Consider the following 26,132-nt stretch of genomic DNA (forward strand, 5'->3'; position numbering starts at 1 on the left):
ATGGGCAAAGGGTGCGTTATTTGTTGAGCTCAGCCAGACCAAGCCAGGTTTGCACCACGGTGTCCGGGTTCAGGGACAGGCTATCAATCCCCTCTTCCATCAGCCAGGCAGCAAAGTCCTCATGGTCGGACGGGCCCTGCCCGCAAATACCGACATATTTACCCTGCTTCTTCGCCGCGCGAATCGCCATCGACAGCAGCGCTTTCACCGCGTCGTTACGTTCGTCAAACAGCTCAGAAACAACGCCAGAGTCGCGATCCAGGCCCAGCGCCAGCTGCGTCATATCGTTCGAACCGATAGAGAAGCCGTCAAAGTACTCAAGGAACTGCTCCGCCAGCAGGGCATTGGATGGAATTTCACACATCATGATGATTTTGAGGCCATTCTCGCCGCGCTTCAGGCCCTGACGCTCCAGCTCTTCCACTACCGCTTTCGCCTGGGCGACGGTACGGACGAACGGCACCATGATCTCGACGTTGCTCAGCCCCATGTCGTTACGCACGCGCTTAACCGCATCACACTCCAGCGCAAAGCAGTCGCGGAAGCTGTCGGAAACGTAGCGGCCGGCGCCGCGGAAGCCGAGCATTGGGTTCTCTTCTTCCGGCTCATAGCGCTCGCCGCCCACCAGGTTGGCGTATTCGTTAGATTTGAAGTCAGACAGGCGCACGATAACGCGTTTCGGATAGAATGCCGCGCCCAGCGTGGCGATCCCTTCCGTCAGGCGACCAACGTAGAACTCTCGCGGTGAATCGTAGCCTTTCATCAGCTCACGGATTTCGTTCTGCAGGCCAGGTTCCTGGTCATCGAACTCCAGCAGCGCGCGCGGATGAACGCCAATCATGCGGTTGATGATGAACTCCAGACGCGCCAGGCCTACGCCTTCGTTTGGCAGGCAGGCAAAGTCAAATGCCCGGTCCGGGTTACCGACGTTCATCATAATTTTCAGCGGCAGGTCTGGCATTTCGCCCACGCTGGAGCTCTTGATGCTGAAGTCCAGCAGCTCAGCATAGACGTAGCCGGTATCGCCTTCCGCACAGGAGACGGTCACGTTCTGGTTTTCCTGGATACGATCGGTCGCGTCGCCGCAGCCCACCACCGCCGGGATCCCCAGCTCACGGGCGATAATCGCCGCGTGGCAGGTACGCCCGCCGCGGTTGGTCACGATGGCTGCTGCTTTCTTCATGATCGGTTCCCAGTCCGGGTCGGTCATGTCGGTAACCAGGACGTCGCCCGGCTCGATGCGGTTCATCTCGCTGATATCATGGATAACCTTCACCGGGCCCGCGCCAATGCGGTGGCCGATGGCACGTCCTTCAGCGACAATCTGCCCCTGAGCATGCAGCGTATAGCGCTCCATGACCTGGCCGCGCGAGCGCACGGTTTCCGGACGAGCCTGGACGATAAACAGCTCGCCGGTATGGCCATCTTTCGCCCACTCGATATCCATCGGACGCCCGTAGTGCTTCTCGATCTGCACCGCCTGCTTCGCCAGCGCCTGCACTTCCTCGTCGGTCAACGAGAAAATATCGCGCTGCGCCTGCGGCACATCCTCGATACGCACCTGCTTGCCGTGCTCCTGGGTCGGCGCATAAATCATGCGGATTTTTTTCGATCCCATGGTCCGGCGCACGATAGCAGGACGGCCAGCTTCCAGCGTTGGCTTATGGACGTAGAACTCATCCGGGTTTACCGCGCCCTGCACCACCATTTCCCCCAGGCCCCAGGCAGAGGTAATAAACACCACCTGGTCGAAACCGGATTCGGTATCGATGGAGAACATGACGCCGGACGAGGCCAGGTCAGAGCGGACCATGCGCTGCACCCCGGCGGAAAGCGCCACGCCGCGGTGATCGTAACCCTGATGCACGCGATAGGAGATCGCACGATCGTTAAACAGCGAAGCAAACACGTGCTTCACTGCGACGAGCACGGCATCGAAGCCCTGCACGTTCAGGAATGTCTCTTGTTGCCCGGCGAAGGAGGCATCAGGCATATCCTCGGCCGTGGCGGAGGAGCGCACGGCAAAAGAGGCCTCAGCGTTGTCGGCGGACAGCTGCTTATAGGCATCGCGAATCGCGTCTTCCAGTTCGCTCTGGAACGGGGTATCGATGATCCACTGACGGATCTGTCCCCCCGCTTTCGCTAATGCGGAAACGTCGTCAATGTCGGTTTTATCCAGCAGTTCATAAATGCGCTGGTTTACGCCGCTTTGGTCCAGGAACTGATTGAAGGCATCAGCGGTGGTGGCAAATCCGTTCGGTACGCTAACACCCATACCGGACAGATTAGTGATCATTTCACCAAGGGAGGCATTTTTGCCCCCAACTCTGTCTACATCATTCATGCCGAGTTGGTTATACCAAAGCACCAGCGGTGACGAGCCATTGTTGGACATCGAGACAATCCTTTTGTGATTTAATACCAGTGATAAAAAACTCACGATCAACTACGGGATTTATCCTGACATATTTACGCGGCTGAAAAAAACGGTGAATCGTTCAAGCAAATTATTTTTTCTTTTTTAGGACAGTTCACCTGATATAGCTAACTCAATGATTCTTCTTAAATCTGCTGCAATAAGAAACAAAAAACAACCAGCCAGCAAAAATGAACCTACCTTTTCATTAAAAATAAAAATAGCGTTTCATTTTTAAAATGAGACAAAACATAAACGGATATGCTTAAATTTAATAACTGCTTTCAGGTAATTAAACTCATTATACCGGATGGTCAAAATGGAAAGTGCTGTAGATCGCCACGTATTTTATATTTCCGACGGAACGGCCATTACCGCCGAAGTGCTGGGGCACGCGGTGATGTCGCAGTTTCCGGTCGCTATCAGCAGCGTTACCCTGCCGTTCGTGGAGAACATCAGCCGGGCGCGGGCGGTGAAGGAGCAAATCGACGCGATCTATCAGCAAAGCGGTATCCGTCCGCTGGTCTTTTACTCCATTGTAATTCCGGAAATTCGCGACATTATCGTGCAAAGTGAAGGATTCTGTCAGGATATCGTTCAGGCGCTGGTGGCGCCGCTGCAGCAGGAGCTGCACCTCGACCCCACGCCGATCGCTCATCGTACCCACGGCCTGACGCCGGGTAACCTGAACAAGTACGATGCGCGTATTGCCGCCATTGACTACACCCTCGCCCACGACGATGGCATCTCGCTGCGCAATCTCGATCAGGCGCAGGTGATCCTACTGGGGGTCTCGCGCTGCGGCAAAACGCCGACCAGCCTGTATCTGGCCATGCAGTACGGTATCCGCGCCGCCAACTATCCGTTTATCGCCGACGATATGGATAATTTAATCCTGCCCGCCTCGCTCAAACCTCTCCAGCACAAGCTGTTCGGTCTGACCATTAATCCGGAGCGCCTGGCGGCGATCCGCGAAGAACGTCGGGAAAACAGCCGCTATGCTTCGATGCGTCAGTGTCGAATGGAGGTCACCGAGGTGGAGGCCCTGTACCGCAAAAATAAAATTCCCTGCCTGAATAGTACCAACTATTCGGTCGAGGAAATCGCGACGAAAATCATGGACATCATGGGACTGAAACGAAGAATGTACTAACGAACTAGTACATTGTTGAAAATTTGTTTATGCTATCACCCGTGGCCTATACAGCATCATCCCCCGCTCTTGCAATAAGCGGGGATTGGTTTATCGTGATGCGCATCACTTCCCGGCAGTTTCGTCGCGGAAGAAACAGATTTTTGAGACCCCAATGAATAAAACAGACGAACTGCGTACCGCGCGCATTGAAAGCCTGGTAACGCCTGCGGAGCTGGCCCAGCGGCATCCCGTATCTGCCGATGTCGCGGCACACGTCTCCGCTTCCCGCCGCCGAATTGAAAAGATCCTTAACGGTGAAGATCGCCGCCTGCTGGTGGTTATTGGCCCATGTTCCATTCACGATACCGAGGCCGCGCTGGAGTATGCGCACCGCCTGCAGGCGATGCGTGAGCGCTACCAGCCGCAGCTGGAAATCGTGATGCGCACCTATTTTGAAAAACCGCGCACCGTTGTCGGCTGGAAGGGTTTGATCTCCGACCCTGACCTGAACGGCAGCTATCGGGTCAATCACGGTATCGAAGTAGCGCGTCGCCTGCTGCTGCAGATCAACGAGCTGGGCGTGCCGACCGCCACCGAATTCCTCGATATGGTGACCGGACAGTTTATTGCCGATCTGATCAGCTGGGGCGCCATCGGCGCGCGCACCACCGAGAGCCAAATCCACCGTGAAATGGCCTCCGCGCTCTCCTGCCCGGTCGGATTCAAAAACGGGACCGATGGCAACACGCGCATCGCGGTTGATGCTATTCGCGCATCCCGCGCCAGCCATATGTTCCTCTCTCCGGACAAGCAGGGTCAGATGACCATCTATCAGACCAGCGGCAACCCTTACGGGCATATCATTATGCGCGGCGGCAAACGGCCAAATTATCATGCGGCGGATATTAGCGCCGCCTGCGATGCGTTGCGCGAGTTTGATCTGCCGGAGCAGCTGGTGGTGGATTTCAGCCACGGCAACTGTCAGAAGCAGCATCGTCGCCAGCTGGAAGTGTGCGAAAACGTGTGTCAGCAGATCCGCGACGGTTCGACGGCTATCGCCGGCATCATGGCGGAAAGCTTCCTCAAGGAAGGGACGCAGAAAGTGGTCGCCGGGCAGCCGCTGACCTGGGGTCAGTCGATTACCGACCCGTGCCTGAGCTGGGAAGACAGCGAGCGCCTGCTGGCTGAACTGGCTGGGGCAACCGCCACTCGCCTGTAGCCGCTCTCTCCCACCGCGCATGCGGTGGGAATTCGTCCCCCACGCGCCAGAATATCCCCACCGCTAACCTGCCAAATATAGTACTTTGATAAAAAACGCTTGCCGTAAAAATTAACATTACTGATAATGATTATCATTGTTACTTTTATTTTTATTTTTGGTGCTATGACGCGAATGGATAACACTGCCACAGCTGAAAAAACAAAAGACAATGCCCCTTACCCTGTCGCCACGGATCGCAAAATTTGCAGCCGGGTGCTGCTAGGTCCCGAAGGTCGGGTGGTGATCGAGCATGACGGCCAGCGCTATCTGCTGCGTCAAACCCATGCCGGCAAGCTGATCCTGACAAAATAGCCCTCCCCGCCGCCTGGCGCGAGGAGAGCACTGCCTCCGATTGAAGCGATGCATCAGCTGGAGCAGCTGACTTCCAGCCCTTTTCCCCAGTCCGGCGGGCGGCTGACGTAATCATCTTCCCGGTCGATAAACGGCTGAACCAGCGCCTCATGCAGCCGCTCCAGCTCGCCGGTGTTCCCCTGTTCCGCCTGCTCGATGGCCCGCTGCGCCAGCCAGTTACGCAGCACCAGCGCCGGGTTGACGGCACGCATATGCTGCTGACGCTGCACATCATCAATCTGCTCATCACGCAGGCGCGCACGGTAGCCGTCGAACCAGCTATCAAAGGCGGCGCGATCGATAAACTCATCGCGCAGCGGCGAGGCGGCGCTGAGCTGCTCGCTGGCGCTCAGCATCCTGAAGGTGCGGGTGTAATCGCTGCCTTCGCGCATCATCAGCGCAAACAGACCGTCCAGCAGATCGTTATCGCCCTGCTGCTGGGTAAACAGGCCAAGCTTCTCGCGCATGCGGCGGCCGTAGGCGCTCAGCAGCGCGTGCTGGTAGCCATCCAGGGCCGCGTTTAGCGCATCGGCGCTGATGAACGGCGACAGCGACTGCGCCAAACGCTGCAGATTCCACAGCCCTACCGCCGGCTGATTCTCAAAGCTATAGCGCCCCTGGTAATCCGAATGGTTGCAGATGAAATCAGGCTTGAAGTCATCGAGGAACCCGTACGGGCCGTAGTCCATCGTCAGGCCGAGAATAGACATGTTATCGGTATTCATTACCCCATGCGCAAAGCCTACCGTTTGCCAGCTGGCGATAAGCGTCGCCGTTTTAGTGACAACGTCACGGAACCACAGAAAGTACTTATCCGCCTCTCCGTCGAGCTCGGGCCAGTGGTGACGAATCACGTAGTCGGCCAGCTGCTGCACCTTTTCCGCCTCCCGGCGATAGTAAAAGTGCTCAAAGTGGCCAAAGCGCACGTGGCTCTCAGCGATGCGCATCAGCATCGCTCCCTGCTCGACGGTTTCACGATACACCGGCGTGTCGCTGGTCACGATCGATAGCGCGCGGGTGGTGGGTATGCCCAAAGCGTGCATCGCTTCCGATGCCAGGCCTTCGCGGATCGTCGAGCGCAGCACAGCGCGCCCGTCGCCCATTCGCGAGTAGGGCGTGAGTCCGGCGCCCTTCAGGTGCCAGTCCATCCGCCGGCCATCGGGCAGCTGCTGCTCGCCCAGCAGGATCCCGCGGCCATCGCCCAGCTGCCCGGCCCAGGAGCCGAACTGATGGCCGCTATAGACCTGCGCCAGCGGCGACATGCCGGGTAGCAGCGCTTCGCCGCCCCATACGCCGGCGCCCGTTGACGGCTGAAATAGCGCCTCAGGCACGCCCAGGGTCTGCGCCAGCGGCGCGTTGTGCCAGATCGGCCGCGCATTGCTCAGCGGCGTCGGGGTCAGGGCGGTGTAGAAATCTGGCAGTTCATCACGCCAGTGGGTTGTAAAAGACAGGGTCATGGGTTCCTCCGGCCTTCAGTGTAGTGCCTTCAACAAAGTATTAACACGGGCGAATAGCAGGGTTATCAAGATAAAGTGAGGAAGCCGGGGGTCTCGCGTTTGTACCTGCGTTTGTTAACTAAGAGAAGTTCCGCTCACCGGACGTCTGGCAGAACATGTAGCCTTGGCGCCAGGTGACCGGGTTAAGGGGAAGATAACCGTCTTCCCCTTAACAATCCCCGCGGTCCCGCACGGAAATCGGTGCTGCGCACTGCGCTCACCTCCCGGCCAGCAGCCTGCGGTCGGCTCAACTCGACCTGCTCGCCCGTTCCGGGGCTCGCTCCTGTCTCGATTCGCCTCTTGCCGTCATCCCTGGCGGCCAGCCCTTGTCTTCCGGCCTTCGGTTCGCCGATTTCAGCGGGGAGCAAGGGCCCCGCTGCATGCCTTTTCACTACAGGGCGTTCAAAATCGCGGTACGTAGACACAAAAATGCCGGTCAGTTAATTAACTGGCCGGCATGAACGCCGCTCCGCCCTGACAAACCACCTGCGACGCTAGATTCTGCGTGCCTGCCAGAATTTTTTATTCCAGTACACGTTATTCAGCGAAGAGCGCGTGACGCCGTTGCTGGTCGAAGCATGGATAAACTGGTTATCGGTATCGTAGATCCCTACGTGCAAACCGCTCTCGCCGGAGCCGGTCTTGAAGAACACCAGATCCCCAGGCAGCAGTTCGCTTTTATCAATGCGGGTGCCGATCTCTGCCTGCTCGCGGGTTTCACGCGGCAGCTGCATGGAAAACTTATCGCGGAAGGTTCTCACCACAAAGCCGGAACAGTCCACCCCGCGCGGCGTCATCCCACCGTAGCGATACGGCGCACCCCGCCAGTTCCGCAGCTGATCGTTAAGATTAGCGATGACGGTAATAGAATCCGCAAGCCGGGGATTGGGCGGCGGCGCCCGGTGACTGCTGCAGCCTGCCAGAAATAGTGCCGTCAAAAGAATGAACCACAAACGCATCTCAGACGATTCCTCTGTTCCTTATCTTATTGTCAGGATAATTTAGCTGGTTTATCAATGAACTGACAAGCTTGCTTCGTGCTACTGTGACGCGATGAGCATAAAATGACCGCCAAACGCCACCCGCTGGAAAGAAATCGCATAGGCGGCGGTTAAATTCTCTTCGGTCAATACCTCTGAGGTATAGCCACAGGCTATCGTTTTTCCCCGGCAGATAAGCCACACCCGCTGCGCATGCCGTAGCGTGTGGTTGAGATCGTGACTGCTCATAACCACCGAGATCCCTGCCGCGCACAGTTCGCTGAGAACGCTGTCGAGCGCCGCCTGCTGCGCCACGTCGAGGCTGTTCATCGGCTCATCGAGCAGCAGCAGCTGTCCCGCAGGGTTGGCCAGCGGGTCGATTTGCAGAATGACCGCCGCCAGCCGCACGCGCTGCCACTCGCCGCCCGAAATCTGATTGACCTGACGCCCAAGCTTATCGCTCAGCCCCAGCCTCTCGGCCAGCGCGCCGAGCAGATCGCTCCGCGCGTTATTTTGCAGATGCAGCGACAGGTAGTGCCAGACCGGCATCGCGAAGGGTGGCGCCTGATGCTGGTTCAGGTAAGCACGATGCCGCGCCAGCTCGGAGGCCGGCCACGTTTTTAGCGGCCGTTCGTTGAGGATGATGTGCCCGGGTCCCGTCGTCAGGCCGGCCATGCGCATCAGCAACGTGCTTTTCCCGGCCCCGTTCGGCCCGACGATATGGATCATTTCTCCCGCTCGAACCTCGGCGCTAAACGCTGCCAGCCGCCCCGGCTCTTCTACGTCCTGTAGCTGCATCAAAAACGGCATTATTTCGCTAAAGCTCCTTTAATCGCCGCCAGCAGCAGCGGATCGTTCGGCGCCATATCGGGCGAGAAGCGTTGGATAGTCTGGCCATCGGCGCTCAGGAGGAACTTTTCGAAATTCCATAAAATATCGCCATCGTTCTGCGGCGCGCGGCCTTTGCTTGCCATCCGCTCGTAAAAGCCGCTCCCTTCCGGCGCGACGGCCTGCGGGGCAGCCTCAACCAGCTTCTGGTATAGCGGATGACGATGCTCGCCGTTGACGTCAACTTTACTGAACAGCGGGAAAGTCACGCCATAGGTGGTGCTACAGAAGGTTTTGATCTCCTCCTCGCTGCCCGGCTCCTGTCCAAGGAACTGGTTACAGGGGAAACCCAGCACCGTGAAGCCGTCGTTCTCAAGCTCCTGCTGCAGCGCTTCCAGCTGTTCATACTGCGGCGTCAGGCCGCATTTTGAGGCTACATTAACGATTAACAGCGCTTTGCCCGCATAGGCGTTAAGCGTCGTTTTCTCGCCATCGATAGTGGTAACTTCGGTATCAAGAATAGTGTGTTGCATAGCCTTCCCTCTGTGAATAAAAGCGATTTCTGGTTCAGGTGATCCCTATCTACTGTAGCGGATTGAGGCGCGGTCATTGTACTTTGAATCGTCTGACCGGCATACCGTACCATGCCCGTGCGGCAACATGAATTCCTCTCAATAGGGACGTCGCGCAATTCAGTGTACAGTGTTAAACGGATGTAATAGCATTTCGTTACTGATTAATTTAAGAGAGTTTTATAGATGAAGAAGCTGTTGAGTTCGGTGCTGATTGCCTCATCGGTGGTGCTGTTATCGGCCTGCTCCCCTGACGATAATAATAAGGTCAAGGTGGCGATCAATACCGGTCCGGATGAGGCTATCTGGAAAGTCGTTGAGCAGGTTGCAAAGGATAAATATAACCTCGACGTCGAGGTGATCTCCTTTAATGATTACGTCCTGCCTAACGAAGCGTTAAATAATAAAGACGTCGACGCTAACGCCTTCCAGACGCTGCCCTACCTCGAAGCGCAGTCGAAAGAGCGTGGCTACAAATTCGCCGTCGTCGGCAAAACCTTTGTTTTCCCTATCGCCGCCTACTCTCGCAAGATAAAAAATATCAGCGAGCTGCCGGATGGTGCGACGGTATCTATTTCCAACGAGACCACGACGCTGGGGCGCAGCCTGCTGCTGCTGCAGGCGCAGGGCCTGATCAAGCTGAAAGATGGCGTCGGCTACCTGCCAACGGCGCTGGACATTATCGACAATCCTAAGCATTTGAAAATTGTCGAAGTGGACAGCCCGCAGCTGCCGCGTACCCTGGACGATCCTGACGTTAGCCTGTCGATTATTAACACCAACTTCTCGGCGCAGGTTGGCCTGTCCGCCGCGCGGGATGGTCTGTTTATGGAAGGCCAGGACTCGCCGTACGTGAACGCTATCGTGTCTCGCGAAGATAATAAAGACAGCAAAAAAGTTCAGGAGCTGAAAGAGGCGTTCCAGACTAAAGAGGTCGCTGACAAAGCGCTGGAAGTTTATAAAGGTGATGCCATCAAAGGGTGGTAATAGCACTTAATCTGCGCATCGGCAGGCGATAGACGCCCTGCCGATGCGCCTGGATTCGGCGCTTATTGCGCGTGCACGGACTTCAGCAACAGCCAGATAAACACCGGCGCGCCCAGCGTCGCGGTCACCACGCCGATCGGCAGCTCCGCCGCCGACAGCGCCAGGCGGGCGACGATATCGGCGCCTAACAGCGCGCTGGCCCCGGCAAGCATGCAGGCCGGCAGCAGAACGCGATGATCGCTTAAGCCGCATAGCCGTAGGATATGCGGGATCACCAGGCCAATAAAACCGATGGCTCCGGCCAGCGCCACGCTCACCCCCACCAGCCAACCGGTGGCGACCACCAGCAGCTTACGCCACAGCCACAGCGGTAAGCCCAGCTGGCGAGCCGATACCTCTCCCAAAGCCAGCATATTCAGCGGCTGCGACTGTAGCCCCACCCAGGCCAGCACCGGCAGAAGCGCCAGCATCAGCCACAGCTGCTGCCAGTCTACGCCGCCAAAGCCGCCCATCATCCAGTACATCAGCTGACGTAAATCGAACGAGGTGGAGAAATAGACGGCCCAGGTCATCAGCGCGCTGCAGATAATGCCCAGCGCAACGCCTGCCAGCAGCAGACGGCTGGTTGAGAGGTGCCGGCGGGCAAAACGCAGCAAAATAAAGGTGATAACCAGCGCTCCGGCAATGGCGCAAAGCCCCAACACCCAGCCCGGGAGGAACCCTTTACCCAGCAGGACGGCGGCGATGAGCCCGACCCCCGCGCCGTTAGAGACCCCCAGCAGCCCCGGCTCCGCCAGCGGGTTTTCGAACAACGCCTGCATGATCGCCCCGGAGAGCGCTAAAGCGGCGCCCACCAGCAGCACCGCCAGGGTGCGCGGCAGGCGAATTTGCCAGATGAAGAGCTGCCCCCTGGCGCTGAGCCACTCCTGCGGTGGGATCCAGAGATCGCCCGCGCAGAGGCTGGCGGCCATCATCGCCAGCAGCAGCAGCAGTAAAGCAACGAGCCAGCGCCGGCTGCGGCGCTGTTGAATTTGAGCAAAGGTCTGCATAAATACCGGGATGCAAGAAAGAGATGTATTTGATTTTACGGTGGGTATTGCGGGGAGAAAAGCAAAACATCGGCTCATGGCGCATATCGACGGATGCTAGCGGGCAGAATCGCGCTGCCCGCTAGCGCAGCGGTTACACCAGGACCTGGAACAGAACGGCGAAGAGAACAATATTGGCCAGAACGATGGCCCAGCCGTTATAGAGCATATATTTCAAATGCGTGGACTGCGCCAGCCCCATCTGTCCAAACATATCCGACGACGGGAAGGGGCCAAACCAGTCAACCTGCGATGATGCCAGCAGCACGGCGGTCGTCCCCTGCGGCGGGACGCCTGCCGCCATCAGCATTGGGCCGAAGATTTTATGGGTAAAGGTCATCTGCGCTACCGCCGCGCCGGGGACATGGCCAATAATATTAAAAGCAAAAATACTAAAGCACAGCCAGGCGGGAGAGATCCCCTCGAGCAGCGGCTGGGTGTAGTCCAGCAGCCCCTGGTAAGCGTGCAGCCCGTCCATCAGTTCAAGAATGGGGTTGTAGAGCCAGTACAGCAGGAACATCCACACCAGCCGACCGCAGCCGTGGTACAGCGCCTGCAGGATCTGCGTTGGCCGCAGCCCGCCGACCAGGCCGGTAATCAGCGCCACCAGCAGCATCACGATAATAGCGAAGCTAAAGCCGGCCTTAATGACCACGCCCACCACCGCCATCACGATAATCGTTGCCGCAAAGGCCAGCGCGCTCAGCTTTCTGCGGCGGGTAAGAGTCGGGTTATTCTCATCCTGCGGCTGCTCAGCAAGGTTAACCTCATAGCGCAGCTTGCCCTCGGTCATCTTCTGGATACGCCCCGCCATGGCCCAGCCGGCCAGCAGCGTGACGGCGCTCATCGGCAGACCGACATAGAGCAAATAGTCCGGATAGCTCAGGCCTCCGAGCTTAAGAATAGTCACCGTACTCGGGGTAAAGGGGCCGGTAAACAGCCCGATGGAACCGGCGGTCATCATCAGCGCGGCCACCGTTGGCGGCGTCAGGCGCACCGCAGCGGCGATGGGAATAATCACCGCGACGATAATAGCGTTACCGCCGGCCATGGTGCCCAGGGCGCCGCAAATCAGAATCGAGGAGGCGACGATACCAAATTTCACCCGCGTCTGGCTGGACAGCCCGATGCGATGAACCACGAATTTCACCAGCTCTACCGCCGCGCCGGTGCGGGTAGCCACTTCCCCCACCCCGGCGCCGAGCATAATGATTAGCCCGACGGTGGCAATAAAAGAGCCGGTCGATTTCGCCAGCATCGTGCCCATTTCCGGCAGCCCGGTAGAGGTCATGATCATCGCAATAATAATTGATGAAATAACCGCCAGCACGATATCCACGCCAATAAGCGACAGCACGGCTAATGCTACCAGCGGGGTAAAGCTGAGAAGGCCCAGCTCTGCGCTGGGGCGGCCATGACACCAAAATGCAATCAATAAAAACAGCCCTGACAGCAGGCCAATAACGATATTTTTCCTGGTAATAGTTCTTCGGGTAACAGGATTACCGGAGAGCGTTGAGTCACTCATACAACTCCTTGATGCCAATAAAACCAACCGCTATTTCAGGTCAGCGCATTTGGGCCAGCTCAGAAAATATCCCCCTCGTTATAATTGTTGGCGCGAAGGCCTGAGGGTTTGCGTAGGGACAACAGGTATTGTTCTGAGAATCGGATTATCCGCCTACCGGCGGGGCAAAAAGCGCAATAAGTAAACAGAACGCTGATTGTGAATTGAATTTATGTTAATTTATTGTTAGTAGAAAATGAATTTTTATCTGGCACCTATAACCCTGAGTTAACCCCTGATGAAACTGCGTCACCTGGAAATCTTCCACGCCGTGATGACCTGCGGCCCCCTTTCACGAGCAGCGGAGTCGCTGAATATCTCTCAACCGGCGGCCAGTAAGGCGCTCAAAAACGCCGAAATGAAGCTGGGTTTTAAGCTCTTTCAGCGCGTTCGCGGCAAGCTGCTGCCGAGCAGCGAAGCGTTGACGCTGTTCGAGAAGGCGCAGAATATCTACCAGGATCTGGATAATCTACGCCTGCTTGCCGACAACCTGGCGCGCGACCCGCGGGCGAAAATTAGCCTCGGCTGTTTACCCAGCCTCGGGCTGAGCCTGGTGCCGGAAATGGTGACCGACTTCTATCAGCAAAATGCGAATCTGGTGATGACCCTGACCACGGAACATACTGAGACATTGGTCAAGAAACTGGATCTGCGCGAGATCGATCTGGCCCTGACGCTCCAGCCGGTTCAGCAGGGCGAAATCATCACCACCACCATTGCCGAAGTGCCGCTGGTCTACATCGACCGTGACTACCGCCAGGGCGTGGTGGCAATTGATGAGATAGACCAGCAGCGCTGGATCTCTCCCGGCCCCCACTCGCTGTCGGCCGCCATTGCTACCCGTCGCGACTTCTCGACGACCCGCCTCAACGTTCAGACCTATTACATGGCAACTGAATTTGTTAAACGCGGCATGGGCTGCAGCATTACCGATATTTTTTCCGCGCGTCATAACCTGACCCCGACGATGATCCACCCTATTTCACCGCCGATGACGATCCCTCTCTGCCTGCTGCGTCGGGCGGATGTTTCCCTGAGTCCGATTGCGCATAAATTTGTCGATTTTATCTGCCGGCAGCTGCGTAAACAGCTGCAGGAAATTAACCTGGGGTTATACCCTGAAAATAAAAAGTCAATTGCGCCGCAGGGGTAAATGCTTTGACATAACGCCATTGCATTTATCAGCGGTGGATATCTCAGGTTATGAAAAAGCGCATTGTTATTATCGGTGGGGGCGTTATCGGGCTGGCGACGGCCTACGTATTCATTAAGCGCGGCCACGAGGTCCAACTGCTGGAGCGCAATGCGACCCCCGGCCTGGCGACGAGCTTTGCTAACGGCGGCCAGCTTAGCTACCGCTACGTCGCGCCGCTGGCCGACCGCGGCGTGCCGCTACAGGGAATAAAGTGGATGGGCAGGAGCGACTCGCCGCTCAATATGCGACTGAGGATGTCGCCAGACCAGTGGCGCTGGCTGCTGCAGTTCCTGCGTGCCTGCAACAGCCGGACCAATAAGGTTAACGGCGATCATATCCTTCGCCTGTCGCTACTCAGCCGTCAGGTTATGCAGGCGTGGTTGAATGAGGATAATCTGAGCGACTTTCACTGGCGACGCTGCGGGAAATTAGTCGTCCATCGCCGGGAGTACGATCTGAATAAAGCGGAAACAGGGATCAATCCGCAATATCAGCGCTCCCTGAGCGGCGCCGAGTGTATCGAACTTGAACCCGCGCTCAGGCATATCCGCGCCTCGCTCTGCGGCGGTATTTATTCCCCCGGCGACGAAACCGCTGACTGCCATCAGTTTTGCCTGGCGCTGCTGGAGAAACTCAACGCCAGCGCCAGCTTTACCCTCACCGGCGACTGTGATGTTCGCCGTCTGAATAAAAAAGGCGGTCGTATTCACTCGGCGGAAACCAGCCGGGGAACGATTGCCGGCGATGATTTTGTGGTTGCCGCCGGCAATGGCAGCAGCCCGTTACTGGCAGGCACGGGAGTTCACGTGCCGCTTTGCGGCCTGAAAGGCTACAGCCTGACGCTGCCCTATCCGGCCCAGGCCGGGATCGCGCCGGATGTCAGCGTCACCGACTATGGGCACAAAATTGTCTATGCCCGCCTCGGAGATCAGCTGCGTATCGCCGCGATGGTTGATATCGGCTACGACGGCGACGGGTTGCGCCCTGAGCGTATTGCGGCGTTGAAAAAAATTGTTACCGGCAGCTTCCCCGAGCTCCAGGGCATTGAGGATGCGCAGGCCTGGAGCGGTATGCGCCCTTCTACGCCAGCCGGCCCTCCGCTGCTGGGACGCGCCGGCTACCAAAACCTGTGGATGAACCTCGGCCAGGGTAGCCTGGGCTTCACCCTCGCCGCCGGCAGCGCGGCGGTGCTCGGCGCCCTGCTCGATAGAGAAAACCCCGCCATCGCTTTAGATGGCCTGACATGGAAAAAATCAGCATGAACATTATCCGTAACAATCCGCAGCCGCGTCTTTCCGCCAGCGTCGAATATGGCAACCTGATCTTTTTATCAGGGCAAACGCCGAAAAGCAGCGAGGAGGATATTATTCAGCAGACGCGGGAAGTCTTAGAGAAAATCGACGCCCTGCTGGCTGCGGCCGGTAGCGACAACGGGCACATTCTTTCCGCGCAGGTATGGCTGAAAAATATCTCCCGCGATTTTGCCGGTTTTAACGAAGCCTGGGTTGCCTGGCTGCCGGAAGGCCACAGCCCGGCGCGCGCGACCGTCCAGGCAGAGATGGCGCGCCCGGATATTCTCGTCGAAGTGATGGTCACTGCCGTAAAAGCCTGATCCTGAAAACGAAAAGAAAAAAGGCCGCATCAGCGGCCTTTTTAGTTAGTTCAGATTATTTGTCTCTGGGCGAAGCGTTTTCGACGCGGCTTTTAAGTTTCTGGCCGGGTCTGAAGGTCACCACACGCCGGGCTGTAATCGGAATATCTTCCCCCGTTTTCGGGTTACGACCCGGGCGCTGGTTTTTATCACGCAAATCGAAGTTGCCGAACCCGGAGAGTTTTACCTGTTCTCCGTTTTCCAAAGCACGACGAACCTCTTCGAAAAACAACTCTACCAGTTCTTTGGCATCCCGCTTGCTAAGCCCAAGCTTATCAAACAGATATTCTGACATTTCAGCTTTTGTAAGCGCCATAGGTTCAATCCCTCAATGAGGCCTGGAATCGCTCTTTTAATGCCTCTACACATTTGGCGACGGTAGCGGCAATCTCCTCTTCTTCGAGTGTACGGCTGGTATCCTGAAGGATTAGGCTGATTGCAAGGCTCTTACTGCCCTCTGCAACGCCTTTACCGCGGTACACGTCAAATAAGTTTACGCCAACTACCTGATTTACGCCAACTTTCTTACACTCGGTCAAAACATCAGCTGCGGGTACGTTTTCAGCGACGACGACCGCGATGTCGCGACGGTTAGCCGGGAAACGAGAAATCTCGCGCGCCTGAGGCACCACGCGGTCTGCAAGCTTGTTCCACTCCAGCTCAAACGCCAAAGTGCGACCGTTCAGATCCAGTTTACGTTCCAGCTCAGGATGAACAACCCCAATGAAACCAATACGTTCACCTTTCAGATAAATCGCTGCCGACTGTCCCGGATGCAGCGCGGCGTTCGCTTCTGCGCGGAATTCAATGGCGGATAATTTACCGGTCAGGTCGAGAACGGACTCCAGATCGCCTTTTAAATCATAGAAATCGACGGACTCTTTTGCCAGGTTCCAGTGCTCATCAACGCGATTGCCGCAAATTACGCCGGCCAGCATCACGTCCTGACGGATCCCCAGCGGAGCTTCGGTATCAGGAACAAAGCGTAAACCGCTCTCAAAGATGCGCACCCGGCTCTGCTGACGGTTCTGATTATATACCACGGTGCCCAGCAGGCCGGTCAGCAGCGACAGGCGCATAGCCGACATTTCGCTGGAGATTGGGCTTGGCAGGATCAGCGCCTCTTCACCCGGGTGAATCAGCTGCTGCACTTTCGGGTCAACGAAGCTATAGGTAATAACTTCCTGATAGCCTTTGTCGATGAGCAGGGTTTTCACGCGCTTAAGCGACAGGTTCGCCTCGCGGTGGGTACCCATAATCAGGCCAGCCTGTACCGGTTCGTCAGGAATGTTGTTATAGCCGTATACGCGGGCAACTTCTTCAACCAGATCTTCTTCGATCGCAATGTCAAAACGCCAGCTCGGCGCAACGGCCTGCCACTGGCCTTCACCCGCGGTCACGTCACAACCCAGGCGGCTAAGAATATCGCTGACCTGAGCATCATCAATGTGATGGCCAATCAGGCGATCCAGCTTGCTACGGCGCAGGGTAATGGTTGCCGCCTTCGGCAGGGTCGCGTCGTTGGTCACGTCGATCACCGGGCCGGCTTCGCCGCCGCAGATATCGATCAGCAGGCGGGTTGCACGCTCCAGGGCCTTGTGCTGCAGCGCCGGGTCGACCCCACGCTCATAGCGGTGGGAGGCATCGGTGTGCAGGCCGTGACGGCGCGCGCGACCGGTGATAGACAGCGGGCTGAAGAATGCGCACTCCAGCAGCACGTTCTGCGTTTCGTCGTTCACGCCGGAGTGCTCGCCGCCAAAGATGCCGCCCATCGCCAGCGCCTTCTGGTGGTCTGCGATAACCAGGGTGTCAGCGTCAAGCTTAGCTTCGGAACCATCCAGCAGCACCAGCGTTTCGCCCTCTTTCGCCATCCGCACCACGATGCCGCCTTCGATGCGATCGCGGTCAAAGGCGTGCATCGGCTGGCCGAGTTCGAGAAGAACGTAGTTGGTGACATCCACCACCGCATCAATGGAGCGGATGCCGCAGCGACGCAGCTTCTCTTTCATCCACAGCGGAGTGGGCGCTTTAATATTGATGCCTTTAACAACGCGTCCCAGGTAGCGCGGGCACGCGTCCGGTGCGTCAACGGTGATGGGCAGCGTATCGGCAATCGTCGCCGCAACCGGCGTGATTTCCGGCGCGTTCAGCGGCTCTTTATTCAGTACTGCCACGTCGCGAGCGACGCCGATGATACCTAAACAGTCGGCACGGTTCGGCGTCACGCTGATTTCGATGGTGTTGTCGTCAAACTTCAGATATTCACGGATATCGGTACCAATCGGCGCATCTGCCGGCAGTTCGATAATTCCGCTATGATCGTCGGAAACACCCAGCTCGGAAAACGAACACAGCATCCCTTCGGAAGGCTCGCCGCGCAGTTTTGCCGCTTTAATTTTGAAGTCGCCCGGCAGTACGGCGCCGATAGTAGCAACCGCAACCTTCAGACCCTGGCGGCAGTTCGGCGCGCCGCACACGATATCCAGCAGGCGTTCGCCGCCAACGTTAATTTTGGTCACCCGCAGCTTGTCAGCATTCGGGTGCTGGCCGCACTCGACGACTTCACCGACGACAACGCCGTTGAAGCTGCCGGCAACCGGCTCAACGCCGTCAACTTCGAGGCCGGCCATCGTAATCTGATTCGCCAGGGCTTCGCTGTCGATCGCCGGATTAACCCATTCGCGTAACCACAGTTCACTGAATTTCATTGTTCTGTCCTGCCCTTATTTAAACTGTTTGAGGAAACGCAGATCGTTTTCGAAGAACGCGCGTAGGTCGGTTACGCCATAGCGCAGCATGGTCAGACGCTCCATGCCCATCCCAAAGGCGAAGCCGGAATAGACTTCCGGATCGATGCCGACATTGCGCAGGACGTTCGGGTGCACCATGCCGCAGCCGAGCACTTCCAGCCACTTGCCGTTTTTACCCATGACGTCAACTTCAGCAGAGGGTTCGGTAAACGGGAAGTAGGACGGACGGAAACGAATTTGCAGATCTTCTTCAAAGAAGTTACGCAGGAAGTCGTGCAGCGTCCCTTTCAGGTTGGTGAAGTTAATATTCTTATCAACAATCAGGCCTTCCATCTGATGGAACATCGGGGTATGGGTCTGATCGTAATCGTTACGATAAACGCGGCCAGGGGCGATAATACGAATCGGCGGCTGCTGATGTTCCATGGTACGGATCTGCACGCCGGAAGTCTGGGTACGCAGCAGGCGAGTGGCATCAAACCAGAAGGTATCGTGGTCAGCGCGCGCCGGGTGGTGGCCCGGGATATTCAGCGCATCGAAGTTATGGTAGTCATCTTCGATCTCCGGACCGGTTGCCACCGTAAAGCCGAGCTCGCCGAAGAAGTTCTCGATGCGGTCAATAGTGCGGGTAACCGGATGCAGGCCGCCGTTTTCGACCCGACGCCCCGGCAGCGAGACGTCAATGGTCTCAGCGGCCAGACGCGCATTCAGCGCGGCGCCTTCCAGATCGGCTTTACGCGCGTTGAGCGCCTGCTGGACCTGCTCTTTGGCTTCGTTGATCACCGCGCCTGCAGCCGGGCGCTCTTCTGGCGGCAGCTCACGCAGGGTCGTCATCTGAAGGGTCAGATGCCCTTTCTTTCCCAGGTATTCCACGCGGACGTTGTCCAGCGCGGCAACATCTGATGCCTCATTAATGGCTGCCTTCGCACTGGCAACCAGCTCTGCGAGATGTGACATGGTTTTCCTCATTATGTCGGTGCAGACACCGGTTATGGTCATTATTTTGCTCTGACTATTTCGAGTCGCAGGCAGCGGATTAAGCCGTTATCCAGCACGAAGACTCCGGCGGGATGACGCGCATTAAGCCGCGCACCTGCAGCTTGAAATAGAACGAGTGTTCATATACGAAAAAAGCCTCCACGGTGGGAGGCTTTCTGGCGCTGTTTTTCGTTTCTTTTCTCACGCGCTAGCCTCCTGAGTTCAGGTGCTAAAGTAAAAAAAGAAGCGGAAAATAGCAGCATTCATGCTTGCATTACCTTGTCTGACACGAAACGTAAGACCTGTATTGAAAAGCTTACAGCAATAAAAGTCAATGTATTGATAGTGTTGAAACAAAAAGAGGGAGACAAGCTCCCTCTTTCAACTGGCTTATGCCAGAGCTGCTTTCGCTTTTTCGACCAGAGCGGTGAACGCTAATTTGTCGAATACTGCGATGTCAGCCAGGATCTTACGGTCAATTTCAACAGAGGCTTTTTTCAGACCGTTGATGAATTTGCTGTAAGAAATACCGTTCTGACGTGCTGCTGCGTTGATACGCGCAATCCACAGTTGACGGAACTGACGCTTTTTCTGACGACGGTCACGATAAGCGTACTGACCTGCTTTGATAACAGCCTGGAAGGCAACGCGGTATACGCGAGAACGCGCACCGTAGTAGCCTTTAGCTTGTTTCAAAATTTTCTTGTGACGTGCACGGGCAACTACACCACGTTTTACGCGAGCCATATGTGCTCTCCTGTATCTATTCTAATTAAAAAGTTAAAAGGGTTAACGACTTATGCGTACGGCAGGCACGCGATTACCAGGCCCAGATCGCCTTTGGAAACCATGGCTTTCGGACGCAGGTGACGTTTACGCTTGGTAGCTTTTTTGGTCAGAATGTGACGCAGGTTAGCGTGCTTGTGCTTAAAACCACCTTTACCGGTTTTTTTGAAGCGCTTAGCAGCACCGCGTACGGTCTTAATTTTTGGCATTTTAATAACTTCCACTTCGCATTGTTAATAAACGAAACGTAGGCGAACAATCCCTGCGAGGCCCAAGGGCTCCACAGGAATTGCTACTTGAAGGCCTTACTGTTTCTTCTTCGGAGCGAGCACCATGATCATCTGGCGGCCTTCGATCTTCGATGGGAAGGATTCGACCACTGCCAGTTCACTCAGATCGTCACGGACGCGGTTAAGCACTTCCATACCGATCTGCTGGTGAGCCATCTCACGACCGCGGAAACGCAGCGTGATCTTAGCTTTATCACCCTCTTCCAGAAAGCGAACCAGGCTGCGGAGTTTTACCTGGTAGTCGCCATCATCGGTACCAGGTCGGAATTTAATTTCCTTAACCTGGATAACTTTTTGTTTTTTCTTCTGTTCCTTAGAAGACTTACTCTTTTCATAGAGGAATTTGCCGTAATCCATGATACGACAAACCGGCGGCTCGGCGTTAGGGCTGATTTCGACTAAGTCTACTCCGGCTTCTTCAGCTTTTTCCAGAGCTTCTCTCAGACTCACAATACCAAGCTGCTCGCCTTCCAGACCTGTTAAGCGAACTTCTTGCGCGCGAATTTCGCCATTAATACGATTCGGACGCGCCGTTTGAACTCGTTTTCCGCCTTTAATACCTTATTCCTCCAGTTGTTGAAGACTGCGGCTGCGAATCTCTTGTTGCAGCTTTTCGATCACTTCATTTACGTCCATGCTGCCGAGGTCTTTCCCGCGACGGGTACGCACGGCTACTTTACCGGCTTCGACTTCTTTGTCGCCACAGACCAACATGTACGGGACACGACGTAAAGTGTGCTCGCGGATTTTAAAGCCAATCTTCTCATTTCTCAAGTCCGCTTTTACACGAATTCCCGCATTTTGTAGTTTACGCGTCAATTCGTTAACGTAATCGGCCTGAGAATCAGTAATATTCATGACCACTACCTGCACTGGCGCAAGCCAGGTTGGGAAGAAGCCGGCAAACTCTTCGGTCAGGATGCCAATAAAGCGCTCCAGAGAACCAAGGATAGCACGGTGAATCATTACCGGCACCTGTCGCTCGTTGCTTTCACCTACATAAGAGGCGCTTAGACGCTGCGGCAGAGAGAAGTCCAGCTGTACCGTTCCGCACTGCCATGCACGATCGAGGCAGTCATACAAAGTAAATTCAATTTTTGGACCGTAGAACGCGCCTTCACCCAGTTGATACTCAAATGGGATATTGTTTTCTTCCAGCGCGACTGCCAGATCCGCCTCAGCACGATCCCAGGCCTCGTCGCTTCCGATACGTTTTTCCGGACGAGTTGAGAGCTTGACGACGATTTTTTCGAAGCCAAAGGTGCTGTACATATCGTAGACCATACGAATACAGGCGTTAACTTCATCACGCACCTGCTCTTCAGTACAGAAAATATGCGCGTCATCCTGAGTAAAGCCACGAACGCGCATCAGGCCATGCAGCGCGCCTGACGGCTCGTTACGATGGCAGCTACCGAACTCCGCCATACGCAGCGGCAGATCGCGGTAGGATTTCAGGCCCTGATTAAAGATCTGCACGTGACCCGGGCAGTTCATCGGCTTGATGCAGTACTCACGGTTCTCAGAAGAGGTGGTGAACATCGCATCTTTGTAGTTGTCCCAGTGGCCGGTTTTTTCCCACAGCACACGGTCCATCATAAACGGGCCTTTGACTTCCTGATACTGGTACTCTTTCAGCTTAGAGCGGACGAAAGTTTCCAGTTCACGGAAGATAGTCCAGCCATCGTTGTGCCAGAATACCATACCCGGCGCTTCTTCCTGCATATGATACAGGTCAAGCTGCTTACCGATCTTACGGTGGTCACGCTTAGATGCTTCTTCCAGGCGCAGCAGATGGGCGTTGAGCGCCTTTTTATCCGCCCACGCGGTGCCATAAATACGCTGCAACATCTTATTGTTGCTATCGCCGCGCCAGTAGGCGCCAGCGGTTTTCATCAGTTTGAAATGATGACAGAAACGCATGTTCGGCACGTGCGGCCCACGGCACATGTCGACGTACTCTTCATGATGATACAAGCCGGGCTTGTCATCATGAGCAATATTCTCATCAAGGATCGACACTTTATAGGTCTCGCCGCGCTGCACGAAGGTTTCACGCGCCTCATGCCAGCTGACTTTTTTCTTGATGACGTCGTAGTTTTTCTCGGCAAGCTCGTGCATACGTTTTTCGAGCGCGTCGAGGTCTTCCTGGGTCAGCGTACGATCGATATCAACATCATAATAGAAGCCGTTATCGATAACCGGGCCGATAGCCATTTTGGTGTTCGGCCACAGCTGCTTAATCGCATGACCTAACAGATGCGCGCAGGAGTGACGAATAATCTCCAGGCCGTCTTCATCTTTAGCGGTGATGATAGAAAGCGTTGCATCGTTTTCGATGGGATCGCAGGCATCAACCAGCTCGCCGTTCACACGGCCAGCGATGGTGGCTTTCGCCAGGCCAGGGCCGATGTCGAGGGCAACGTCAAGCGGGCTAACCGCGTGGTCAAAATGGCGTTGGCTGCCATCAGGAAGCGTAATTACAGGCATTTCATGTCCTTATTTGCAGTGGTGCCCCACACGAAAGAGCACATACAAAACAATATAATCATAATTATCAACAAGTTCAGACCGAGCTCCCGCTTCACTCTGCGAAAATATGAGCACGAGGTTAACCCCACCGTTCTCACCTGCAGTCGCCTGCTGATAACACCGGGCTTTAGTTTACACATCATTAGTGCGTGATAAAAGTCACAACCCACTAAATGGCTGCTATTAATGATAAAACAAGGAGGATGGGACCAAAGATCGCAAGGGACGACGGGTTGAGATAAAAAGGACAAAAATAAGCGCCCGCGCCGTATTGCTTACGTGTGGTAGTAAGTAGCGGGCAAAATCAAAACGCGGAGCCAAACATATGCCTGTCAAACCGGTACATCTTTACCCGGTTTTATATTTCTAAAAATATAAGAGACAGTCCGACGGCAGAATGAAATATCAGGACCATTCACCGGCAACGAGTTTATGAACATTAAAAGCATCGTCCATAGTCTGACCCGTTGACTGCGATCCCGGGGCAATATTTGAGCCTGCTTCAACGTCGGTCGCTTTAGCAATGCCGACCTGGGTATGGTCCTTGCTGCCTGGCTGTGGGACTGGATTAGCGGCTAAGGCGCCGAACGAGAGCGCGCACAGCATCACGGCCGCAGTTGCGATTTTGCTATTTTTCATAGTGATGATTCTCTTATTTACGTAAGGATTTCGAGCAAAGACATCATCTCTGCCTGTGACGGATAGTATAGATCCAGATCACATTTTTGTCCGACTAAATATTTAGCTATTCGTGTCAAAAAAGTTAAATATTTATCAAGATAATCAATTGTGAGGAAATTATGGAGGCTATTTTCTTTTTATAAAAAACAAAACAAAAGACCAAAAATAATAATGTCACTTATTGCTAAATTTAAAACAATCAGGCCGGAATAACCGGCCTGAAAATATTACATCTTATAGCCGAGCGACAGCGTCGTACGACGGTCGGTGTGCTCCGGCGCCGATGACGGCGGCTGGGAGTTCCAGGTCACGTTATAGGCAACACGCAGCGCAAAGTGGGCGTTGATAGCGACGTTGAGCGCGCTTTCTGAGTTTAGCGTGGTATCTTCGGAACCGAACACGGAAACGCCCTGAGTGAATTTGGCGTTATCTGTCATCTGCCATGCCCAGGTGCCTGAGGCATAGCCCAGCGGCTGAGTCTCATTATCGCCATCGGTATATTCGTCATAGCGCACGCCAGGACCAAATTCAAAACGCAGGCTGTGCACCGGCCCGTTCAGAATCTGACGACCGTAACCGGCGGTCAGCACATCGCGCTGCTGGTAGCCGTTATAGCGGTCGGTCAGCCAGCTGGCCTGACCGAACAGGTAGTTGCTGTCAGTCACGTTATAACGACTACGCCCGCCGACCGCGTACTTCTCGGAAGAGCGCTGGTCGTTAGACGAGGTGTTGCTGGCGTTACCCCACAGCGACCATGCTGTCGTATTACCATACCAGGTGAGCGTAGAATCCGCGGTCATTGAGGAACTTTTCGTATTTCCGGACTGCGCCAGATAGCCGGCGTTAACAGCACCTTCGAAAGGTTTTTTGGCAGTGGAAGGGTCATCCATAACAGTAAAAACGGAATCGTCGGCCATTGCGCACGCAGACGCAAATAGCCCCCCCGCCAGCATAACCGCTGCGGGTACTGTCTTCAAAAGCTTCATTTAATTTAGAGTCCGTACAACAAAAAGAGAGACCCAGATGGTCCCGGAAACTTTCGCGAGGATCGCTGCTGCTGGTCCAATGAAAGGCAGTAAATTATAAAAAAGCACGATTAACATAGCAATCAATTACTCTTTCATTTTTTGAATAAGACGGCCCTCAGAACTATCTTTATTTTATAATGAAAATAGCCTCTTCCCGACAAATCCCCGCCGCGTATGCTTTCCCTTAGCAATAAGAAGTGCCATGCTTAAAAAAAGAACAGCCGACTCGTATCATGGAGGAGATTTGATGACCAAAATTTATACGCTTACTCTGGCTCCTTCGCTCGACAGCGCTACCCAGACTCCACAGATCTATCCGGAAGGTAAACTACGCTGCAGCGCACCGGTTTTCGAACCCGGGGGCGGCGGCATTAACGTCGCCCGCGCAATTACCTTTCTCGGCGGCCACGCCACGGCAATTTTCCCCGCCGGTGGCGCAACCGGGGAACATCTCACCGCCCTACTTGCCAATGAGCAGGTCCCCGTAGAAACCGTCGAGACCGGCGACTGGACGCGGCAAAATCTGCACGTCCACGTTGATTCAAGCGGAGAACAATATCGCTTCGTGATGCCCGGCGCGGCGCTAACCCAGCAGGAGTTCCGCCTTCTCGAGGAGAAGGTGCTGGCGATCGAGCCCGGCTCGCTGCTGGTGATCAGCGGCAGTCTGCCGCCGGGGATCGATATTGAAAACCTGACCCAGCTGGTAAAAAAAGCGCAGCTGCGCCAGCTGCGCTGCATTATCGACAGCTCCGGAGAAGCGCTCGCGGCCGCGCTTGAAGTCGGTAACATTGAGCTCGTCAAACCTAACCAAAAAGAGCTGAGCGCGCTCGTCCAGCGCGATCTGAGCCAGCCGAACGACGTTCGACAGGCGGCGCAGGAGCTGATCCGCTCGGGCAAAGCCCGAAGAGTCGTCGTCTCCCTCGGCCCGCAGGGGGCGCTGGGTGTCGATAGCAGCGGCAGCGTACAGGTTGTCCCACCGCCGATGAAAAGCCAAAGCACCGTCGGCGCAGGCGACAGCATGGTGGGCGCGATGACCCTGCGCCTCGCCGAAGATGCCGGACTTGAGGACATGGTGCGCTTTGGCGTCGCGGCGGGCAGCGCCGCTACCGTCAATCAGGGCACCCGCCTCTGCTCGCAGGAGAACACGCATAAAATTTACGCCTATTTGTGCGATCGCTAATCCCTTCCCTCTGCTCAGGCAGAAGGAGTCGCCAAATGACCAGCATGGTCTATGCTGAAAATTCCATGGATAACAACGGGGTGTAAAATGAGCACCGAAATTCAAACCCATGTCGTGACGATCCGTTTTCACGAAGAGACGCTTACCGAGATTAACGAGCTGAGCAATCACCTTACCCGCGCAGGTTTCACCCTTGTACTGAATGACGACGAGGGAAAACCTCACGAGCTGGGAACCAACACCTTTGGCCTGGTTTCCCCGCAAAGTGCGCAAGAGGTGCAGGCCCTGAGCGCGGGATTGGCGGAAACGGCGCTGGGGCGGCCTGCTGAAGTCACGGTAACCACATTTCCTCAGTGGCTGGAAGCTCAATAAGTGCGATT

Annotated in this window: 26 protein-coding genes and 1 other annotated feature; of the genes, 9 read left to right on the forward strand and 17 right to left on the reverse strand. The window is 55.6% G+C overall.

What is annotated here, in order from left to right:
• Positions 1 to 16: 16 nt before the first annotated feature.
• The gene (gene ppsA / locus GVK32_RS17320) at positions 17 to 2,395 is read right to left on the reverse strand and encodes a phosphoenolpyruvate synthase (RefSeq protein ID WP_123708287.1); all 2,379 of its coding nucleotides are present in this window, start codon (positions 2,393 to 2,395) and stop codon (positions 17 to 19) included.
• Positions 2,396 to 2,735: 340 nt separating this feature from the next.
• Between ppsA and GVK32_RS17325 the strand changes: the two genes are divergently transcribed.
• From GVK32_RS17325 to hemP, 3 genes are all read left to right on the forward strand, one after another.
• The gene (locus GVK32_RS17325) at positions 2,736 to 3,569 is read left to right on the forward strand and encodes a pyruvate, water dikinase regulatory protein (protein WP_159871120.1); all 834 of its coding nucleotides are present in this window, start codon (positions 2,736 to 2,738) and stop codon (positions 3,567 to 3,569) included.
• Positions 3,570 to 3,723: 154 nt separating this feature from the next.
• Positions 3,724 to 4,770, forward strand: coding sequence for a 3-deoxy-7-phosphoheptulonate synthase AroH (gene aroH, locus GVK32_RS17330; RefSeq protein WP_159871123.1), 1,047 nt, complete (start codon positions 3,724 to 3,726; stop codon positions 4,768 to 4,770).
• Positions 4,771 to 4,944: 174 nt separating this feature from the next.
• Positions 4,945 to 5,124 carry a hemin uptake protein HemP gene (gene hemP / locus GVK32_RS17335; RefSeq protein ID WP_161795705.1) on the forward strand — a complete coding sequence of 60 codons (180 nt, stop codon included), beginning with the start codon at positions 4,945 to 4,947 and terminating at the stop codon, positions 5,122 to 5,124.
• Positions 5,125 to 5,177: 53 nt separating this feature from the next.
• Here hemP and selO read toward each other — a convergent pair whose 3' ends face one another.
• The 4 genes from selO to GVK32_RS17355 form a co-directional block, all read right to left on the reverse strand.
• Positions 5,178 to 6,620: a protein adenylyltransferase SelO gene (selO, locus tag GVK32_RS17340; protein ID WP_159871126.1), complete on the reverse strand. Its 1,443-nt coding sequence runs from the start codon at positions 6,618 to 6,620 to the stop codon at positions 5,178 to 5,180.
• A 533-nt stretch (positions 6,621 to 7,153) separates the two neighbouring features.
• Positions 7,154 to 7,618: an NlpC/P60 family protein gene (locus tag GVK32_RS17345; protein WP_041146044.1), complete on the reverse strand. Its 465-nt coding sequence runs from the start codon at positions 7,616 to 7,618 to the stop codon at positions 7,154 to 7,156.
• A gap of 81 nt (positions 7,619 to 7,699) precedes the next feature.
• Complete coding sequence (gene btuD, locus GVK32_RS17350) at positions 7,700 to 8,449, reverse strand: vitamin B12 ABC transporter ATP-binding protein BtuD (RefSeq protein WP_159871129.1); 750 nt, start codon at positions 8,447 to 8,449, stop codon at positions 7,700 to 7,702.
• Complete coding sequence (locus GVK32_RS17355) at positions 8,449 to 9,000, reverse strand: glutathione peroxidase (protein ID WP_045858875.1); 552 nt, start codon at positions 8,998 to 9,000, stop codon at positions 8,449 to 8,451. Before GVK32_RS17355 ends, btuD begins: the two co-directional genes overlap by 1 nt.
• Positions 9,001 to 9,225: 225 nt before the next feature.
• On the opposite strand from GVK32_RS17355, the gene GVK32_RS17360 reads away from it, so the two are divergent.
• Positions 9,226 to 10,026 carry a MetQ/NlpA family ABC transporter substrate-binding protein gene (locus tag GVK32_RS17360; RefSeq protein ID WP_128877944.1) on the forward strand — a complete coding sequence of 267 codons (801 nt, stop codon included), beginning with the start codon at positions 9,226 to 9,228 and terminating at the stop codon, positions 10,024 to 10,026.
• A gap of 62 nt (positions 10,027 to 10,088) precedes the next feature.
• On the opposite strand, the gene btuC is transcribed toward GVK32_RS17360, so the two are convergent.
• Both btuC and GVK32_RS17370 read right to left on the reverse strand, forming a co-directional pair.
• On the reverse strand, positions 10,089 to 11,075 hold the full coding sequence (gene btuC / locus GVK32_RS17365; protein ID WP_133598221.1) for a vitamin B12 ABC transporter permease BtuC: 987 nt from the start codon (positions 11,073 to 11,075) through the stop codon (positions 10,089 to 10,091).
• A 133-nt stretch (positions 11,076 to 11,208) separates the two neighbouring features.
• Positions 11,209 to 12,642 (reverse strand): gluconate:proton symporter, encoded by a 1,434-nt coding sequence (locus tag GVK32_RS17370; protein ID WP_159871132.1) that lies wholly within the window; start codon positions 12,640 to 12,642, stop codon positions 11,209 to 11,211.
• Positions 12,643 to 12,919: 277 nt separating this feature from the next.
• On the opposite strand from GVK32_RS17370, the gene GVK32_RS17375 reads away from it, so the two are divergent.
• From GVK32_RS17375 to GVK32_RS17385, 3 genes are read left to right on the forward strand one after another with little or no spacing between them, the layout of a single operon-like run.
• A complete protein-coding gene (locus GVK32_RS17375; RefSeq protein ID WP_159871135.1) occupies positions 12,920 to 13,834 on the forward strand; it encodes a LysR family transcriptional regulator in 915 nt (304 codons plus the stop codon).
• Positions 13,835 to 13,872: 38 nt separating this feature from the next.
• Positions 13,873 to 15,138, forward strand: a complete 1,266-nt coding sequence (locus GVK32_RS17380; protein ID WP_227698068.1) for a D-amino acid dehydrogenase — start codon at positions 13,873 to 13,875, stop codon at positions 15,136 to 15,138.
• Positions 15,135 to 15,488 (forward strand): RidA family protein, encoded by a 354-nt coding sequence (locus tag GVK32_RS17385; RefSeq protein WP_159871141.1) that lies wholly within the window; start codon positions 15,135 to 15,137, stop codon positions 15,486 to 15,488. Before GVK32_RS17380 ends, GVK32_RS17385 begins: the two co-directional genes overlap by 4 nt.
• Positions 15,489 to 15,543: 55 nt before the next feature.
• On the opposite strand, the gene ihfA is transcribed toward GVK32_RS17385, so the two are convergent.
• The 10 genes from ihfA to GVK32_RS17435 all read right to left on the reverse strand — a co-directional run bounded on the left by ihfA (position 15,544) and on the right by GVK32_RS17435 (position 24,530).
• Positions 15,544 to 15,843, reverse strand: coding sequence for an integration host factor subunit alpha (gene ihfA / locus GVK32_RS17390; protein ID WP_004102960.1), 300 nt, complete (start codon positions 15,841 to 15,843; stop codon positions 15,544 to 15,546).
• Between the two features lie 4 nt (positions 15,844 to 15,847).
• Complete coding sequence (pheT, locus tag GVK32_RS17395; protein ID WP_159871144.1) at positions 15,848 to 18,235, reverse strand: phenylalanine--tRNA ligase subunit beta; 2,388 nt, start codon at positions 18,233 to 18,235, stop codon at positions 15,848 to 15,850.
• Positions 18,236 to 18,250: 15 nt separating this feature from the next.
• On the reverse strand, positions 18,251 to 19,234 hold the full coding sequence (pheS, locus tag GVK32_RS17400; protein WP_041146054.1) for a phenylalanine--tRNA ligase subunit alpha: 984 nt from the start codon (positions 19,232 to 19,234) through the stop codon (positions 18,251 to 18,253).
• Positions 19,235 to 19,401: 167 nt separating this feature from the next.
• Positions 19,402 to 19,527, reverse strand: a sequence feature (Phe leader region).
• Entirely contained in the window at positions 19,478 to 19,522 is a 45-nt protein-coding gene (gene pheM / locus GVK32_RS28945) for a pheST operon leader peptide PheM (RefSeq protein WP_001386830.1), read from the reverse strand. It overlaps the preceding feature by 45 nt.
• A gap of 118 nt (positions 19,528 to 19,645) precedes the next feature.
• Positions 19,646 to 20,002: a 50S ribosomal protein L20 gene (gene rplT / locus GVK32_RS17410; RefSeq protein WP_004102963.1), complete on the reverse strand. Its 357-nt coding sequence runs from the start codon at positions 20,000 to 20,002 to the stop codon at positions 19,646 to 19,648.
• Positions 20,003 to 20,052: 50 nt separating this feature from the next.
• Positions 20,053 to 20,250: a 50S ribosomal protein L35 gene (gene rpmI, locus GVK32_RS17415; protein ID WP_001124225.1), complete on the reverse strand. Its 198-nt coding sequence runs from the start codon at positions 20,248 to 20,250 to the stop codon at positions 20,053 to 20,055.
• Between the two features lie 96 nt (positions 20,251 to 20,346).
• Positions 20,347 to 20,889: a translation initiation factor IF-3 gene (gene infC, locus GVK32_RS17420; protein WP_049267827.1), complete on the reverse strand. Its 543-nt coding sequence runs from the start codon at positions 20,887 to 20,889 to the stop codon at positions 20,347 to 20,349.
• 3 nt (positions 20,890 to 20,892) lie between these two features.
• Complete coding sequence (thrS, locus tag GVK32_RS17425; protein WP_041146055.1) at positions 20,893 to 22,821, reverse strand: threonine--tRNA ligase; 1,929 nt, start codon at positions 22,819 to 22,821, stop codon at positions 20,893 to 20,895.
• A gap of 447 nt (positions 22,822 to 23,268) precedes the next feature.
• A complete protein-coding gene (locus GVK32_RS17430; protein WP_123708299.1) occupies positions 23,269 to 23,502 on the reverse strand; it encodes a hypothetical protein in 234 nt (77 codons plus the stop codon).
• 269 nt (positions 23,503 to 23,771) lie between these two features.
• Positions 23,772 to 24,530 (reverse strand): YdiY family protein, encoded by a 759-nt coding sequence (locus GVK32_RS17435; protein WP_159871150.1) that lies wholly within the window; start codon positions 24,528 to 24,530, stop codon positions 23,772 to 23,774.
• A gap of 289 nt (positions 24,531 to 24,819) precedes the next feature.
• Between GVK32_RS17435 and pfkB the strand changes: the two genes are divergently transcribed.
• Together pfkB and ghoS are read left to right on the forward strand one after the other, a co-directional pair.
• Positions 24,820 to 25,752 (forward strand): 6-phosphofructokinase II, encoded by a 933-nt coding sequence (pfkB, locus tag GVK32_RS17440; protein WP_159871153.1) that lies wholly within the window; start codon positions 24,820 to 24,822, stop codon positions 25,750 to 25,752.
• 87 nt (positions 25,753 to 25,839) lie between these two features.
• Positions 25,840 to 26,124: a type V toxin-antitoxin system endoribonuclease antitoxin GhoS gene (gene ghoS, locus GVK32_RS17445; RefSeq protein WP_159871156.1), complete on the forward strand. Its 285-nt coding sequence runs from the start codon at positions 25,840 to 25,842 to the stop codon at positions 26,122 to 26,124.
• The last annotated feature ends 8 nt before the right edge of the window (positions 26,125 to 26,132 follow it).

It is taken from the genome of Klebsiella sp. 18074 (genome assembly GCF_902705905.1).
Classification (GTDB): Bacteria; Pseudomonadota; Gammaproteobacteria; order Enterobacterales; family Enterobacteriaceae; genus Klebsiella; species Klebsiella terrigena.

What these genes read in the sequence shown, in the direction of transcription:
- GVK32_RS17430 (WP_123708299.1), bottom strand. Translation starts at nt 23,502, where the DNA reads ATGAAAAATAGCAAAATCGCAACTGCGGCCGTGATGCTGTGCGCGCTC.
- GVK32_RS17355 (WP_045858875.1), bottom strand. Translation starts at nt 9,000, where the DNA reads ATGCAACACACTATTCTTGATACCGAAGTTACCACTATCGATGGCGAG.
- ihfA (WP_004102960.1), bottom strand. Translation starts at nt 15,843, where the DNA reads ATGGCGCTTACAAAAGCTGAAATGTCAGAATATCTGTTTGATAAGCTT.
- GVK32_RS17385 (WP_159871141.1), top strand. Translation starts at nt 15,135, where the DNA reads ATGAACATTATCCGTAACAATCCGCAGCCGCGTCTTTCCGCCAGCGTC.
- GVK32_RS17435 (WP_159871150.1), bottom strand. Translation starts at nt 24,530, where the DNA reads ATGAAGCTTTTGAAGACAGTACCCGCAGCGGTTATGCTGGCGGGGGGG.
- GVK32_RS17360 (WP_128877944.1), top strand. Translation starts at nt 9,226, where the DNA reads ATGAAGAAGCTGTTGAGTTCGGTGCTGATTGCCTCATCGGTGGTGCTG.
- ghoS (WP_159871156.1), top strand. Translation starts at nt 25,840, where the DNA reads ATGAGCACCGAAATTCAAACCCATGTCGTGACGATCCGTTTTCACGAA.
- rpmI (WP_001124225.1), bottom strand. Translation starts at nt 20,250, where the DNA reads ATGCCAAAAATTAAGACCGTACGCGGTGCTGCTAAGCGCTTCAAAAAA.
- selO (WP_159871126.1), bottom strand. Translation starts at nt 6,620, where the DNA reads ATGACCCTGTCTTTTACAACCCACTGGCGTGATGAACTGCCAGATTTC.
- rplT (WP_004102963.1), bottom strand. Translation starts at nt 20,002, where the DNA reads ATGGCTCGCGTAAAACGTGGTGTAGTTGCCCGTGCACGTCACAAGAAA.
- aroH (WP_159871123.1), top strand. Translation starts at nt 3,724, where the DNA reads ATGAATAAAACAGACGAACTGCGTACCGCGCGCATTGAAAGCCTGGTA.
- ppsA (WP_123708287.1), bottom strand. Translation starts at nt 2,395, where the DNA reads ATGTCCAACAATGGCTCGTCACCGCTGGTGCTTTGGTATAACCAACTC.
- GVK32_RS17325 (WP_159871120.1), top strand. Translation starts at nt 2,736, where the DNA reads ATGGAAAGTGCTGTAGATCGCCACGTATTTTATATTTCCGACGGAACG.
- GVK32_RS17345 (WP_041146044.1), bottom strand. Translation starts at nt 7,618, where the DNA reads ATGCGTTTGTGGTTCATTCTTTTGACGGCACTATTTCTGGCAGGCTGC.
- GVK32_RS17375 (WP_159871135.1), top strand. Translation starts at nt 12,920, where the DNA reads ATGAAACTGCGTCACCTGGAAATCTTCCACGCCGTGATGACCTGCGGC.
- btuC (WP_133598221.1), bottom strand. Translation starts at nt 11,075, where the DNA reads ATGCAGACCTTTGCTCAAATTCAACAGCGCCGCAGCCGGCGCTGGCTC.
- pfkB (WP_159871153.1), top strand. Translation starts at nt 24,820, where the DNA reads ATGACCAAAATTTATACGCTTACTCTGGCTCCTTCGCTCGACAGCGCT.
- pheT (WP_159871144.1), bottom strand. Translation starts at nt 18,235, where the DNA reads ATGAAATTCAGTGAACTGTGGTTACGCGAATGGGTTAATCCGGCGATC.
- btuD (WP_159871129.1), bottom strand. Translation starts at nt 8,449, where the DNA reads ATGCCGTTTTTGATGCAGCTACAGGACGTAGAAGAGCCGGGGCGGCTG.
- thrS (WP_041146055.1), bottom strand. Translation starts at nt 22,821, where the DNA reads ATGCCTGTAATTACGCTTCCTGATGGCAGCCAACGCCATTTTGACCAC.
- pheS (WP_041146054.1), bottom strand. Translation starts at nt 19,234, where the DNA reads ATGTCACATCTCGCAGAGCTGGTTGCCAGTGCGAAGGCAGCCATTAAT.
- GVK32_RS17370 (WP_159871132.1), bottom strand. Translation starts at nt 12,642, where the DNA reads ATGAGTGACTCAACGCTCTCCGGTAATCCTGTTACCCGAAGAACTATT.
- hemP (WP_161795705.1), top strand. Translation starts at nt 4,945, where the DNA reads ATGGATAACACTGCCACAGCTGAAAAAACAAAAGACAATGCCCCTTAC.